The organism is Pseudomonas sp. QTF5 (assembly GCF_000512695.2).
Lineage (GTDB): Bacteria > Pseudomonadota > Gammaproteobacteria > Pseudomonadales > Pseudomonadaceae > Aquipseudomonas.
The window spans coordinates 1-14252 of record NZ_AZRW02000063.1 but is presented as its reverse complement, the minus strand read 5'-3'; the positions used below and the strand labels follow the sequence as shown (position 1 = coordinate 14252).

At 57.2% G+C, this 14252-nt stretch carries 11 protein-coding genes and 1 pseudogene; 7 read left to right on the top strand and 5 right to left on the bottom strand.

The window, feature by feature from the left end:
• Positions 1–122: 122 nt before the first annotated feature.
• On the bottom strand, positions 123–1472 hold the full coding sequence (locus IC37_RS27970; protein WP_030128340.1) for an MFS transporter: 1350 nt from the start codon (positions 1470–1472) through the stop codon (positions 123–125).
• A 291-nt stretch (positions 1473–1763) separates the two neighbouring features.
• Between IC37_RS27970 and IC37_RS27965 the strand changes: the two genes are divergently transcribed.
• Positions 1764–4040 (top strand): bifunctional diguanylate cyclase/phosphodiesterase, encoded by a 2277-nt coding sequence (locus tag IC37_RS27965; RefSeq protein WP_030128341.1) that lies wholly within the window; start codon positions 1764–1766, stop codon positions 4038–4040.
• Here the strand turns inward: IC37_RS27965 and IC37_RS30760 are convergent.
• Both IC37_RS30760 and IC37_RS30755 read right to left on the bottom strand, forming a co-directional pair.
• Positions 3961–4128: pseudogene (locus IC37_RS30760) on the bottom strand (NAD(P)-dependent oxidoreductase); the annotation flags it as partial. The gene IC37_RS27965 and the pseudogene IC37_RS30760 overlap by 80 nt on opposite strands.
• Entirely contained in the window at positions 4119–4244 is a 126-nt protein-coding gene (locus IC37_RS30755) for a hypothetical protein (protein WP_256580800.1), read from the bottom strand. The pseudogene IC37_RS30760 and the gene IC37_RS30755, both read right to left, overlap by 10 nt.
• A 198-nt stretch (positions 4245–4442) precedes the next feature.
• Between IC37_RS30755 and IC37_RS27960 the strand changes: the two genes are divergently transcribed.
• A complete protein-coding gene (locus IC37_RS27960) occupies positions 4443–6638 on the top strand; it encodes a hypothetical protein (protein WP_030128342.1) in 2196 nt (731 codons plus the stop codon).
• A gap of 308 nt (positions 6639–6946) precedes the next feature.
• Here IC37_RS27960 and IC37_RS27955 read toward each other — a convergent pair whose 3' ends face one another.
• A complete protein-coding gene (locus IC37_RS27955) occupies positions 6947–7252 on the bottom strand; it encodes a DUF2288 domain-containing protein (RefSeq protein WP_030128343.1) in 306 nt (101 codons plus the stop codon).
• A 349-nt stretch (positions 7253–7601) separates the two neighbouring features.
• On the opposite strand from IC37_RS27955, the gene IC37_RS27950 reads away from it, so the two are divergent.
• The 5 genes from IC37_RS27950 (at position 7602) to IC37_RS27930 (ending at position 12617) form a co-directional block, all read left to right on the top strand.
• Complete coding sequence (locus tag IC37_RS27950) at positions 7602–8729, top strand: branched-chain amino acid ABC transporter substrate-binding protein (RefSeq protein ID WP_030128344.1); 1128 nt, start codon at positions 7602–7604, stop codon at positions 8727–8729.
• A gap of 233 nt (positions 8730–8962) precedes the next feature.
• Positions 8963–9886 carry a high-affinity branched-chain amino acid ABC transporter permease LivH gene (livH, locus tag IC37_RS27945; RefSeq protein ID WP_030128345.1) on the top strand — a complete coding sequence of 308 codons (924 nt, stop codon included), beginning with the start codon at positions 8963–8965 and terminating at the stop codon, positions 9884–9886.
• On the top strand, positions 9883–11151 hold the full coding sequence (locus IC37_RS27940) for a high-affinity branched-chain amino acid ABC transporter permease LivM (RefSeq protein WP_030128346.1): 1269 nt from the start codon (positions 9883–9885) through the stop codon (positions 11149–11151). The genes livH and IC37_RS27940 overlap by 4 nt, the downstream gene beginning before the upstream one ends.
• Complete coding sequence (gene livG / locus IC37_RS27935) at positions 11148–11915, top strand: high-affinity branched-chain amino acid ABC transporter ATP-binding protein LivG (protein WP_030128347.1); 768 nt, start codon at positions 11148–11150, stop codon at positions 11913–11915. The genes IC37_RS27940 and livG overlap by 4 nt, the downstream gene beginning before the upstream one ends.
• The gene (locus IC37_RS27930; RefSeq protein ID WP_030128348.1) at positions 11916–12617 is read left to right on the top strand and encodes an ABC transporter ATP-binding protein; all 702 of its coding nucleotides are present in this window, start codon (positions 11916–11918) and stop codon (positions 12615–12617) included.
• Positions 12618–12806: 189 nt separating this feature from the next.
• On the opposite strand, the gene IC37_RS27925 is transcribed toward IC37_RS27930, so the two are convergent.
• Positions 12807–14006, bottom strand: a complete 1200-nt coding sequence (locus tag IC37_RS27925) for a Fic family protein (RefSeq protein WP_256580799.1) — start codon at positions 14004–14006, stop codon at positions 12807–12809.
• Positions 14007–14252: the final 246 nt, after the last annotated feature.

Genomic DNA, 14252 nt, shown 5'->3' with positions numbered 1-14252 from the left:
CCCCCTGCGAAAGCTTAGTGGGCGATCGCAGGGGGCGGCGGGGGTAGCCATTTCATTATTTGACCGAGTTCTTTCAGGAGAAATGCGGTCGAATGTGGGAGCGGGCTTGCTCGCGAAGACGATCATGCAGTCGCCGCAGAACCCACAGGCTCAACCACCCCCACCAACCCTTCCTTCATCCGCTTGGCATCCCTCACAAAACACCGCGAGGCCAAAAACAGAAACACCATGGTAAAGAACAACGCCACCGGAATCAGGTACATCGCGTCATGCAAACCGACAGCCTTGAACGCTTCGGTCATCTGCTCGGCGCCAGCCGAGAGCATCGCCGAGTGCGCGAAGTGATCCGACAATCCGCCGACCACCACCGGCCCCAATCCCCCACCCAGCAAATACAACCCGGCAAAAAACAACGCCATCGCCGTGGCGCGCAGGCGCGGTTCGACTACGTCCTGAATCGCCGTGTACACGCAGGTATAGAAGTTGTAGGCGAACAACCATCCCAGGCTGAACACCACGACAAATACCCCGATATCAATGCGTCCGGCATGCAGCGCCCAGGCAGTACACACGGTCGAAATGATCAGGCTGAACGCCGCGAACAGCAGCCGCCCATTGGCCACCCGCTGGTGAATCTTGTCGGCAATCCAGCCGCCGAGCGTCAGGCCGAATAACCCGGTCACCCCGACGATCACCCCGGTCGCCACCGCTGCATCCTGCAACGGCATCAGGAAATAACGCTGCAGCATCGGCACCATAAACGAGTTGCAGGCATACGTGGCGAAGTTGAAGCACAGGCCCGCCATCACCAGCCACAGGAAAGTCGGCACCGCCAGCACTCGACGGATCGGCCGGTCTACGCGTTCCTGAGACACTTGCACGCTTTCTGCCGCGCCGCGTTTCGGCTCCTTGATGAAGAACATGAAGATTGCCAGGATCAGCCCCGGCACCGCCGCGATGAAGAATGGCGCGCGCCAGCTGTCGAAGGTTTTAACCATCCAGCCAATGGTGAAGAACGCCAGCAACAGGCCCAACGGTAAACCGAGCATGAAAATGCCCATGGCCCGAGCCCGACGATGAGCCGGGAACAAATCGCCGATCAGCGAGTTGGCGGCCGGTGCATAACTGGCCTCACCGATGCCGATGCCCATGCGTACGATCAAAAAGCTCCAGAAGCTGCCCACCAAGCCGTTGACCGCGGTCAGCCCGCTCCATGCTGCCAGGCCCCAGCCCATCAACTTGCTGCGCGAACCGGTATCGGCCAAGCGCCCCAGGGGCAGGCCGGCAATGGCGTAAACGATGGTGAATGCAGTCCCGATGATCCCCAACTGAAAGTCGCTGAGGTGCCACTCCATGCGGATCGGCTCAATGATGATGGCCGGGATGGTGCGGTCGAAGAAGTTGAACAGGTTGGCCAGGAACAGCAGGAACAGAATGCGCCAGGCATTCGCCGCTTGGGTCGAGTTCTGCATGGGTCCGTCTCTTTATTGTTATTGGGCTTCACTGCCAATGCATTCGAGCCCGGAACCGTCAATCTAGTCAGGCCCGCCAGCGCTGTCTGTAATTATTCGTAATGCTGATACCCATCCATGGCAGCCAACGCGGCCCATGCAACAATTCATTTCCAATTGTTCTAAAGGCCATTCCAAAAACATTGGCGCTAATGTGCCACCACCCCTTGCGCTTCATACAAGGCCTCTATACTGCAAGCATTCGTCTGCGTGCACGGCGCAGGCCAGGATGACTCAGAGATGGAACATGCTATGGAGTGGCTTGGTTTGCATTTCATGACCGGGCTACCAGAGAGCGGGCAGGTCATACTCGATTGCACCCATAACCCTTTGCTGGTGTTACTGGCCTATCTGGTGGCCTGCACGGCCGGCTTCGCCACGCTGGACATGACCGAGCGGGTCGGCCATGTGGAAAAATCCGCCTCTCAACGACTCTGGCGCTGGGTCGGTGCCGGGTGTCTGGCAGGCGGTATCTGGGCCATGCATTTCATCAGCATGCTGGCGTTCCAGGCGCCGATCGAAATCCATTACCACTTGCCCACTACCCTGCTCTCGCTGTTGTTCGCCCTGACCGCCTCATGGCTGGCCATGCACACCCTCAGCCATGCTCAGCTGAATTTCTGGCAATACCTGCGGGCCGCCGTGTGGATTGGCCTGGGCATCGCAACCATGCACTACGTGGGGATGGCCGCCCTGCGATCGAATGCACTGATTTATTACCAACCCGTGCTGTTCGCCCTCTCCATCGTGATCGCCATCGGTGCCAGCCTGGCTGCACTGTTGATTTCCAGTCATTTGCGCGATGGCACCGGCCTGTTTCATCAACTGCTCAAATACACCGCGAGCCTGGTGCTCGGGGCCGGCATCGTCAGCATGCATTTCACCGGCATGGCGGCGCTCAGCCTGGTGCTGCCCGATGGCAGTCTTCAACCGCTGCCCGGCGACAACAATCACCTGCAACTGGGGTTGACGGTGGCAGTGATGACGCTGCTGATCATCGGCAGCAGCATCAGCGCTGCACTGGCGGACAAGAAACTGCAACACAAGGAACATGACCTGCAGCGGGTCAATGCCCTGCTCAGTCAACTGGATCAAGCGCGCATGTCGCTGCAACAGGTGGCGCATTACGACCCCTTGACCAACCTGATCAACCGCCGAGGCTTCAACCAGATCTTCGCCGAGAAGCTCATCGAGAAAACCAACGAAGGCGGCATGCTCGCGGTGATGTTCCTCGACATCGATCACTTCAAGCGAATCAATGACAGCCTCGGCCATGACGCCGGCGATGAATTGCTTAAAGTCCTGGCCAGCCACATCAAGGCCTCGGTACGCAGTCACGAAGACGTGGTGGCGCGCTTCGGAGGCGACGAATTCTGCATCCTCATCACCCTGTACGACCGTGAAGAAGCGCGGCAAATGGCCCAGCGCATCATGCTGAAAATGAAGGAACCCATCGAGTTGTCCGGACGGCGCATGGTAATGACCACCAGCATCGGCATCAGTCTGTTTCCGGAAGACGGCAAGACCTGCGAAGAACTGCTGAAAAACGCTGACCTGGCGCTGTACCAATCCAAGGATTGCGGTCGTAACGCCCTGCATTTTTTCAGTTCAAACCTGAAAACCCGCGCCACCCTGGAGTTACAACTCGAAGAGGAACTGCGTCATGCCCTGCGCGAAAACACCGGGTTGATGCTGTATTACCAACCGATCTATGACCTGAGAATTGGCCAGGTCACCAAACTTGAAGCGCTGATTCGCTGGCAACATCCGGTTCACGGATTGCTCACGCCGGATCGGTTCATCACCATTGCCGAAGCCAACGGCCTGATCGCCGAGCTGGACAACTGGGTGCTGCGCAAGGCCTGCGAGGACTTGGGCGAGCTGTCCCATCACGGTTGCGAAGAACTCAAAATCGCGGTGAATTGCTCGCCCCTGAACCTGGCGCGAGAAGAACTGGCCACTGAAATCGAACACGCGCTGCACGCCTTCGGGGTGGCACCACACCGGCTGGAACTGGAAGTGACCGAGAATGCGCTGATGGGCAATATCACCAACACCCTGGTGTTGCTGCGGCAGATTCGCGCCCTCGGGGTCTCGTTGTCGATCGATGACTTCGGCACTGGCTATTCATCCCTGGCCTACCTCAGGCGCCTGCCATTAAACACGTTGAAGATCGACCGCTCGTTCATTCAGGATATCCCCAAGGCCACCCAGGACATGGAAATCGTCCAGGCCATTATCGTCATGGCCCATACCCTGCATTTGCAGGTCGTCACCGAAGGTGTCGAAACCTTCGAGCAATACGACTTTCTCGAACGCCATGGCTGCGATTTCGTTCAGGGCTACCTGCTCAGCCGTCCGGTGCCGCTGGCCGAGTTGCGTCCAGTGCTGGCCGAAATCAACCAGCGCAAGCACATGCACACCGTCAATCCGTTGAGTCTGGCTCTATCTGCACTCGTGTCGACGGATCCTTTTCCAGGAACCCCTGCCCCCCATGAAGCCGTATCGGTTGTGCGGCCAATCCGCTGATCGGCGTGGCCGAACCCTGTTCGCGGGAGAATTTCACGGCGCTGTCGAGGTCCTTGAGCAGCGTGCGTACGTGCCATTTCACCGGTTTCGGCCATGACGCAACTGGCTACTGCCGAGTTTCAGGCTCACCGCATTCCTCGTAGCAGCTGGCAAGCCCATCAGACCGATTCCGGCGAACCCCTGCGCTGGCAGCGTTGCCATCATTTAGCCTCCTTTTGATTAAAGATCGTCGAATATTGGCCGACTCATTATGAATAAGGAAAGGATTCCCCCGAGCGATCCTAAGGCCAAGACCCTGACGCTCGGGCCACATTCGCGCTGCAAAAAGACGCGAGCTCCCCATTCCGTGATGACTCGATGACACTTGTTGCCGAGCCGACCAGTCCAGGTATATGGCGCACAATGACTTCTAAAAACAACCCGGCCACCGCGGTATCCGACCTGACCCTGAGCCCCGCGGCGAACAGCCCCTCATCGTCGAAGCCATTGACTCCGTCGCGTCCGCTGGCGACTCAGCAATACCTGTACTTCACCGAAACCAATACCGACCGCATCCTCGACAACCTCGACGGCTTGCGCGACCTGGTATTCCCGCGCCCACCGCACCTGGAAGGCGACAACGAACAACACAACGATCAGGAATTCCCATCGGTATGCCTGATTGGCCTGGGGCGTTGTGGTTCGAACATCGCGCTGGACGTGGCGGAGTTGGTGTACAACGCCCGCAAGTTCTATCTCAACGAATTCAACAACGAAGACCGTCTGTCGCCGGACAAACGCTACGCCGAAAAGGGCTACAGCCCGGCTCAGTGGATTCGCAACAACCTGCGCCTGGGGCCGAACAAGGCCACTAAACCGGTGTTTCTGGTTGAGCCGCTGGTGATGCTCGGCGACTTGGACAAAGACATCGCCGGTCGCATCCGTTTCTCGCGCAAGGGCGAAAAAAGCGGCTTTTTGCGCGACTACAGCAAAATGAAAATCATGGACTTGTCGGAAGTCCACGCCGGTGGCGCCGGTAACGCGCCGATCCTCGGCCAGTACCTGGCCAAGATCATCCTGAACAAGGACACCCAGCGCTTCTCCAGCCCTGACTGGAAGATGATTCACTCGTACCTGATCGACAGCTGCGGGATCAAGGCTAACCAATCGCGCCTGTATTTCTCGATTTTCAGTGCCGGCGGCGGTACCGGCTCGGGCATGGCCTCGGAGTTCGGCCTGGCCCAGCAGCACTCGTACATGAACAAGACGTTCGACACCAAGCCGATGGACGAGCACGACGGCAAGAGCGGTCATTCCTTCGTCTTCGAGCCGATCTTCACCAGCGGCATTTGCGTATTGCCGAATATTTCCGATCACCGCAGCGAAATGTCCGAGGCGCTGCACATCAACGCCGGTCGCCTGCTGTGTAAATACCTATCGGAAGAATGGGACTTCTCCTACAACTTCGCCAACGAAGACAGCAGCGAAGCCAGCGTCATGGGGCGTATTCGCCCATGGAACGCGATGATGTTGATCTCCAACGACATCATGCGTTATGCCGAAGAAAGCGATGACGGCAACATCCAGAACATTGATGTCAATGCCATGGAAAAGCACGCCAACCAGTACATCTCACAGCAGATCTTCAACATTCTGACGGCGCAGGCGGTCACCACCGACTACGACCAGAACTATTTCCGTCGCGCCGGCATCGACATCGGCGAAACCATTCGCCTGGACGCCAACGACCTGTTCATGAGCCTGGCCGGTCCCGTGGCAATTGCGTATGCCGAATCCGTGGTGCCGGAAACTCCGCCGCCGAGCAGCGACAAGTTCAAGGTGTTTGAGAAAGAGCCGCAGCGCCTGAACATCGACGACCTGTTCTTCCGCTCCATCGACCTGCCGCACTTCAACAAGGTCACCCAGGCGATCGAAGGCATCAGCCTGTTGCCGATCGAGTCCAAGCGCTATCGCGCTTCGCTTGAGCAGTACAAGAATTCTGGCTATGACGCGGCCGCGTTGCATGACCTGCACTTCTTCAAGAATTGCTCGTCGGTGGTGTCGATTGTTTCGCTGCCCAAGGACTACAAGCTGTCCTACATGGACCTGAACCGGTTGAAGACCCACCTCAACAGCCTGTTCCCCAACACCACGCTCAAGCGTTATGCACTGGTGATCGGCGCCTCGGCCAACCTGTCGCTGACCACCCTGATCGCCAAGAGCCCGTGCCTGTCGGACGACTTTCTGACCCTGATCGTGGCCTTCATCAAGCGCTGCTTCGCGAAAAACCCGTACCGCTTCGACGAGACGCTGGACAACTCGATCCTGGACTTCATCATCAATGAAGACTTCGACGAAGATCGCATCGACGAACTGCTCAACGAATTCGAAAACCCGGCGAAAATTCTCGATACCAACTGGTACGCGATCAAACCGATGTACGAGAAGAAGTACCGTGAGCTGATCAACGACAAGGACAAGTTTGTCTCGATCAACGACATCCGTTTGTCCCGGGATTGCGTGAAAAAGGCGATCAAGTATCTGCGCGAGATTTACCGTCACCGGATTGGCAAGACCAAGGTTATTTCGCTTAATAACCATACGGGTAGAACTGCTTAATCAGCGGCGCACCCATTCGCGAGCAAGCCCGCTCCCACATTTGATCGCATTCCTTCTGGAGGAACCCGGTTAAATGTGGGAGCGGGCTTGCTCGCGAAAGCGGTCTGACATTCACCGCATCAGCCACCGATTACCAACATTCAGAAACAATTAAGCAGCCCATCAGCTGCTCAATAAACTGTTCCCGTTACGTTTACGTCACCCTGGCCAAGACCCTTCTGTGGTCTTTCTCTACGGCAACCTGCCATCACGCTACTCGGCTACACACTTTTGCCCGACAACGGCCAGCACCAATTAAGTGCAAGCACTCAACTCGTCGCCCTTTCCTGGATCAGAATCCACGGCGAAACCACCACGGCCCAGAGCTCCGGATCGCGTTCGAAAAGATCCAGCGCCCGCGTTTCAGACAGCTTGGCGACCTTGTCGGCGGCCAGCCAGGCAGCGACTTTCTCGCCTTCATCAGTTGCCACCGCTTCTGCCGCAGCGATCAAATCCAGGCTTGGGTCGACCCACAATAGGGCACCCTTGGCAAAGAACGGTTCCAACTCTTTCCAGGTAATAGATGCGGTTTCACCAAGCAGTTTGGCATAGAGGGTGCTAGGTTCTTGAGTCATGGGTTTCTGTCCGCAAAGAAAATCGACGTGAATGATAACGTCGGTAATGCGCCAGAAAAACCCGGATGCAATTGCGTTACCGATTGAAAAACGTAGGAAAGCCAAGGAATGCTGCTGAATCAAGTATTAGCCAGCTAACATCCCGCCGCGATTCTGTCTTTTTCTTTCAATAAAGCGACACCCTCAGGTTTTGCCCCCTGGCGCCGCCTTCCCAGGCTAACAATCGGCGCTCTACACTGTACCGGTACAGTTGCCGGGGCATTTTCCGGAGGATATCAACGATATCTGACCCGGTTCTGCTGCTACGGCGCCAGGACTATAAAAACTACAACAGTAAGAGTGGAGCACTATGACTAAGGCTACTAAGCAGATTTCAAAACTGTTTGCCGCTATGGTTCTGGCCGGGGTTGCCAGCCATTCGTTCGCCGCTGACACCATCAAGATTGGCATCGCCGGCCCTAAAACCGGCCCTGTAGCCCAATACGGCGACATGCAGTTCAGTGGCTCCAAAATGGCCATCGAACAAATCAACGCCAAAGGCGGCGTCGACGGCAAGAAGCTCGAAGCCGTTGAATACGACGATGCCTGCGATCCAAAACAAGCGGTTGCTGTTGCGAACAAAGTCGTCAACGACGGCGTCAAGTTCGTGGTTGGTCACCTGTGCTCCAGCTCCACTCAGCCGGCGTCCGACATCTACGAAGACGAAGGCGTGATCATGATCACTCCGGCTGCCACCAGCCCGGACATCACCACTCGCGGCTACAAGATGATCTTCCGCACCATCGGTCTGGACAGCGCCCAGGGCCCTGCCGCCGGTAACTACATTGCCGATCACGTCAAACCGAAAATCGTTGCTGTTCTGCACGACAAACAGCAATACGGTGAAGGCATCGCCAGCGCCGTGAAGACAACCCTCGAAGGCAAAGGCGTCAAGGTTGCCGTGTTCGAAGGCATCAACGCCGGCGACAAAGACTTCTCCTCCATGATCGCCAAGCTCAAGCAAGCCAACGTCGACTTCGTCTACTACGGCGGCTACCACCCGGAGCTGGGTCTGATCCTGCGTCAATCCCAGGAAAAAGGCCTGAAAGCCAAATTCATGGGTCCGGAAGGCGTGGGTAACGACTCCATTTCGCAGATCGCCAAGGAATCTTCCGAAGGTCTGCTGGTAACCCTGCCGAAATCCTTCGACCAGGACCCGGCCAACATCGCCCTGGCTGACGCGTTCAAAGCCAAGAAAGAAGACCCGAGCGGTCCGTTCGTGTTCCCGGCCTACTCGGCTGTGCAAGTCATCGCCGAAGGCATCAAGGCCGCCAAGAGCGAAGACACCACCAAAGTGGCTGAAGCTATCCACAAGGGCACGTTCAAAACCCCGACCGGCGACCTGTCTTTCGACGAAAAGGGCGACCTGAAAGACTTCAAATTCGTGGTTTACCAGTGGCATTTCGGCAAACCTAAAACTGAAGTTTCGCCTCAGTAAGGCCTTGGCCTGACTGACTGCCAATAAAGCCCACGGCGTGCCGTGGGCTTTGTTTTACGAACGTATTGGGCCGCGCTGGCGTGATCCGCCAGTCTCCCCACCTGAAAATCTCAAAACCGTCATCAGCGGTTCGCTGGCAAACCTCGAATTCGAAGTGGATGCAGATCCACGGGGCTCGAGCGGGAAAATGACTCCACCAGTGAAATGCGTATCAGGTTTTTAGGAGCGCTGTAATGCCTGACATCTATCACTTCTTCCAACAGCTGGTTAACGGTCTGACCGTTGGCAGCACGTATGCCCTGATCGCCATCGGCTATACGATGGTTTACGGCATCATTGGAATGATCAACTTCGCCCACGGCGAGGTGTACATGATCGGCTCTTACGTGGCGTTCATCGCCATCGCCGGGCTGGCCATGATGGGACTCGACAGTGTCCCGCTGTTGATGACCGCGGCTTTCATCGCGACCATCGTCGTTACCAGTGCCTACGGTTACAGCATCGAACGGATCGCCTACCGCCCCCTGCGCGGCAGCAACCGTCTGATCCCGCTGATCTCCGCCATCGGCATGTCGATCTTCCTGCAGAACACGGTTCTGCTGGCGCAAGACTCCAAGGACAAATCCATCTCCAACCTGATCCCTGGCAACTTCGCCATCGGGCCAGGTGGCGCACATGAAGTGCTGATTTCCTACATGCAAATCGTGGTGTTCGTGGTGACCCTGGTCGCCATGCTCGGCCTGACGCTGTTCATCTCCCGTTCTCGCCTGGGTCGCGCCTGCCGCGCCTGTGCCGAAGACATCAAGATGGCCAACCTCTTGGGTATCAACACCAACAACATCATCGCCCTGACCTTCGTCATCGGTGCCGCACTGGCGGCCATCGCGGCCGTGCTGCTGAGCATGCAATACGGCGTGATCAACCCGAACGCCGGTTTCCTGGTCGGCCTCAAGGCCTTCACCGCCGCAGTATTGGGCGGTATCGGCAGCATCCCCGGCGCGATGCTCGGCGGGCTGGTGCTTGGGGTGGCGGAAGCCTTTGGTGCCGATATCTTCGGCGACCAGTACAAGGACGTTGTGGCGTTCGGTCTATTGGTTCTGGTGTTGTTGTTCCGGCCAACCGGCCTGTTGGGCCGTCCGGAGGTTGAGAAAGTATGACTAGGAATCTTAAACAGGCGTTGTTCAGCGCCTTGCTGGTGTGGGCTGTTGCCTACCCGGTACTCGGTCTGAAACTGACCATTGTCGGCATCAACCTCGAAGTCCATGGCACCAGCACTGCAACGCTGATCACCATCGCCGTGTGCTCGGTGCTGATGTTCCTGCGGGTGCTGTTCGACCAGCAGATCAGCACGGCCTGGAAAGCCTCGCCGAACATGCCAGTGATGCCGGCCAAGGCCAGTCACTTCCTGACCCTGCCGACCACCCAGCGCTGGATCATCATCGCGTTAGTCGTGGGTGCACTGGTCTGGCCGTTCTTCGGCTCCCGCGGGGCGGTGGACATCGCCACCCTGGTGCTGATCTACGTGATGCTCGGCCTGGGCCTGAACATCGTGGTCGGCCTGGCCGGCCTGCTCGACCTCGGTTACGTCGGCTTCTACGCCGTGGGCGCCTACAGCTACGCGCTGCTGTCGCACTACTACGGCCTGAGCTTCTGGATCTGCCTGCCGATCGCCGGGATGATGGCGGCCACGTTCGGCTTCCTGCTCGGTTTCCCGGTACTGCGTTTGCGCGGTGACTACCTGGCAATCGTGACCCTGGGCTTCGGTGAAATCATCCGTCTGTTCCTGCGTAACCTGACCGACCTCACCGGCGGCCCGAACGGCATCAGCAACATCGAGAAACCGACGTTCTTCGGCCTGACCTTCGAACGCAAAGCCGCGGAAGGCCTGCAGACGTTCCACGAGTACTTCGGCCTGGCATACAACTCGATCAACAAGGTGATCTTCCTTTACCTGGTGGCGTTGTTCCTGGCGTTGTTCGCGCTGTTCGTCATCAACCGCTTGCTGCGCATGCCCTTGGGCCGTGCCTGGGAAGCGTTGCGTGAAGACGAAATCGCCTGCCGTGCATTGGGTCTCAATCCTACGGTCATCAAGCTGTCGGCCTTCACCCTCGGTGCTGCGTTCGCCGGTTTCGCCGGTAGCTTCTTCGCCGCGCGCCAAGGCCTGGTGACACCGGAGTCCTTCACCTTCATCGAATCGGCGACCATCCTCGCCATCGTGGTGCTGGGCGGCATGGGCTCGCAACTGGGCGTCGTACTCGCCGCCACGGTGATGATCCTGTTGCCGGAAATGATGCGTGAGTTCAGTGAATACCGCATGTTGATGTTCGGCGCCTTGATGGTGCTGATGATGATCTGGCGTCCTCAAGGTTTGCTGCCGATGCAACGCCCCGAACTTAAATTAAGAGCGGAGCTGCGCAAATGAGCCGCGAGATCCTAAAAGTAGACAACTTGAGCATGCGCTTCGGCGGCTTGCTCGCGGTCAACGGCGTAGCCCTGAGCGTGAAGGAAAAACAGGTCGTGGCACTGATCGGCCCCAACGGCGCCGGCAAAACCACCGTGTTCAACTGCCTGACCGGTTTCTACAAACCGAGCGGCGGCAGCATCCTGCTGGACGGCGAAGCGATCGAAGGCCTGCCCGGCCACAAGATCGCCCTCAAAGGCGTGGTGCGCACCTTCCAGAACGTGCGGCTGTTCAAGGACATGACCGCCGTCGAGAACCTCTTGATCGCCCAGCACCGTCACCTGAACACCAACTTCCTGGCTGGCCTGTTCAAGACCCCGGCGTTCCGCAGAAGCGAACGCGAGGCCATGGAATACGCCGAGTACTGGCTGGAAAAGGTCAACCTCAAGGCGTTCGCCAACCGTCCGGCCGGCACCCTGGCCTACGGTCAGCAACGTCGCCTGGAAATCGCCCGCTGCATGATGACCCGCCCACGGATCATCATGCTCGACGAACCGGCCGCCGGCCTGAACCCGAAGGAAACCGAAGACCTCAAGGCGCTGATCGGCATGCTGCGTGAAGAGCACAACGTTACCGTGCTGCTGATCGAACACGACATGAAACTGGTCATGAGCATTTCCGACCACATCGTCGTGATCAACCAGGGCACACCCCTGGCCGACGGCACGCCGGCACAGATCCGCGACAATCCTGAAGTGATCAAAGCCTACCTGGGGGAAGCGTAAATGCTGCAGTTCGAAAACGTTTCCACCTTCTACGGCAAGATCCAGGCGCTGCACAGCGTCAACGTCGAAGTCCGCCAGGGCGAGATCGTGACCCTGATCGGCGCCAACGGTGCCGGCAAGTCGACCCTGCTGATGACCCTCTGTGGTTCGCCGCAAGCCCACAGCGGCAGCATCCGCTACATGGGCGAAGAGCTCGTCGGCCAGGACTCGTCGCAGATCATGCGTAAAAGCATCGCCGTGGTCCCGGAAGGTCGTCGAGTGTTTGCCCGTCTGACCGTAGAAGAGAACCTCGCCATGGGCGGATTCTTCACCGACAAGGGCGATTATCAGGAACAGATGGACAAGGTCCTCGGACTTTTCCCACGCCTGAAAGAACGCTTCGCCCAGCGCGGCGGCACCATGTCTGGTGGCGAACAGCAAATGCTCGCCATCGGCCGTGCGCTGATGAGCAAGCCCAAGCTGTTGCTGCTCGATGAGCCATCGCTAGGCTTGGCACCGATCATCATCCAGCAGATCTTCGACATCATCGAACAGCTGCGCAAGGACGGTGTGACGGTGTTCCTGGTTGAGCAAAACGCCAACCAGGCACTGAAAATCGCTGACCGTGCCTACGTGCTGGAAAACGGCCGGGTGGTGATGACAGGGACAGGTGAAGCGCTGTTGACCGACCCGAAAGTGCGCGAGGCGTACCTGGGTGGTTGAGCCTTAGCGGTAAACAAAAACGGCCTTCGCGGCCGTTTTTTTATGCCTGCCACAAACCTGACAACAATGAAGATCCGGGGTTTGGGTATTTGATCCGCCCACTGAGTCTGTAGGACGTTCGATGCACCTCAAGGCGATGACACTGATTGATGACAGGCCCAGCACAATCGACGACCAACGAGTTAACGCCTACAAAGCAGTGACCATCCGCTGGTGCAAGTCAGGGAACAGCAGTTGAGCAAACCAGATTGGCAATCCTGGATAAACGTCGCGGGCTTTAGGCGTTGGACTCTCGACCAGCCCGAGTTGTACGAGACTTCTAAGCTGATCCGTCGCAACCCGGTCAGGCAGTCCGGTAAAAATCTTGAAGTCGGCGCGAGTGACCGTGCCCTGCGTCAGCAGGATGTGCAGTGCTCGTGCAGTCTCTTGCTTCAGGCCTGCTCTTTTGATGCGCTCGTCCCATGCAAATATCGTATGAAGTCTTTCGCGCATGTTCGAAACATTAAGCGCCTGCTCGGTATAACTCATTTGATCCAGACAGGTTTCCAGCATGAATCCGACAAACTCGAACAATCCGGCTTGAGTCAGCTGACCCCGCCCATCGAGATCGCCCCGGCGAGGTTTATCGGCGTTGGCCAAACGGGCGTAATACATGTCCTGCTGCCTGGCAAGACCGCGAGACAATGACCATAGCGGCGAAACAAGGCCAAGCTTATGCAACTGCAAGTGAGTAACCAACCTCACCGTGCGACCGTTACCGTCTACAAAGGGATGCACCCAAGCCAATCGATGGTGATAAGCCATGATTGCAATCAAACGGCTGCGGGCATCGGGCAAGCGCCCATAGACCTGCTGCATTCGGGCAAGCATCGGTATCACTGCGGTACAGGAAGGAGCAGCATGATTTCCCACCAACACGTCTTTACCGGCGGCATCACGAAGCTGACCAGGAACTAACAGACTTCCATTGCTCAGACGTAGTTGCTCGTCAACGGCACCATCAAAGAGTCTTTTATGTAAGCGCGCAACAAATGTCGAGCTGAACGCTGAATCCCAAGGGAGGTTATTGTGGATCGTTATCGCCCTTTCGAAGGCCTGTTGAGTTCCGATATGCATCATCGCGAGCTCATTCAATTCCTTGCGATTGCGTTTGGGAGCCGACGGCGCGAGGGTGACTGGCTCGGTGAACTGGCCTTCGATCAGGTTGCTGTAAAAGCTACTGGTTACCCGCAACAAACCACCTACTCGCTGGATCATCTGTGGCGCAACCATCGCGCTCAGCTTTCCAGCCTGGAAAGGCACTTGTTCCGCCAGCTTCAAAATTTCAGCCGGAAACGATGGCATGAGCGGCTCTAGCCAGTGGATTCCTGTAACGAGTTCAGCACCCATGATTGGTTCCAGAATCGCGGATTTTTTATCGGATTCCAGACTACCTTCAAAGCCCTTATTTACCTAGTTCTAAAAGTTTTCCTACTGGATTTTTTCAGGTTTTTTTGCGGATTTTTTCGGGGGTTTTTCTAACAGTTTTTTGAGCATTGGTCAGTTGGCATTTTAGCCATGCTGTCCTGAGACTGGGAGCGGGCTTGATCTGGCCTAATGAAATTGGACACCTCAATAGGGCGCTATGATGGCGCC

Coding starts and splice junctions, on each gene's coding strand:
- IC37_RS27970 (WP_030128340.1), bottom strand. CDS start 1,472: ATGCAGAACTCGACCCAAGCGGCGAATGCCTGGCGCATTCTGTTCCTG.
- IC37_RS27965 (WP_030128341.1), top strand. CDS start 1,764: ATGGAGTGGCTTGGTTTGCATTTCATGACCGGGCTACCAGAGAGCGGG.
- IC37_RS30755 (WP_256580800.1), bottom strand. CDS start 4,244: ATGATGGCAACGCTGCCAGCGCAGGGGTTCGCCGGAATCGGTCTGATG.
- IC37_RS27960 (WP_030128342.1), top strand. CDS start 4,443: ATGACTTCTAAAAACAACCCGGCCACCGCGGTATCCGACCTGACCCTG.
- IC37_RS27955 (WP_030128343.1), bottom strand. CDS start 7,252: ATGACTCAAGAACCTAGCACCCTCTATGCCAAACTGCTTGGTGAAACC.
- IC37_RS27950 (WP_030128344.1), top strand. CDS start 7,602: ATGACTAAGGCTACTAAGCAGATTTCAAAACTGTTTGCCGCTATGGTT.
- livH (WP_030128345.1), top strand. CDS start 8,963: ATGCCTGACATCTATCACTTCTTCCAACAGCTGGTTAACGGTCTGACC.
- IC37_RS27940 (WP_030128346.1), top strand. CDS start 9,883: ATGACTAGGAATCTTAAACAGGCGTTGTTCAGCGCCTTGCTGGTGTGG.
- livG (WP_030128347.1), top strand. CDS start 11,148: ATGAGCCGCGAGATCCTAAAAGTAGACAACTTGAGCATGCGCTTCGGC.
- IC37_RS27930 (WP_030128348.1), top strand. CDS start 11,916: ATGCTGCAGTTCGAAAACGTTTCCACCTTCTACGGCAAGATCCAGGCG.
- IC37_RS27925 (WP_256580799.1), bottom strand. CDS start 14,006: ATGGGTGCTGAACTCGTTACAGGAATCCACTGGCTAGAGCCGCTCATG.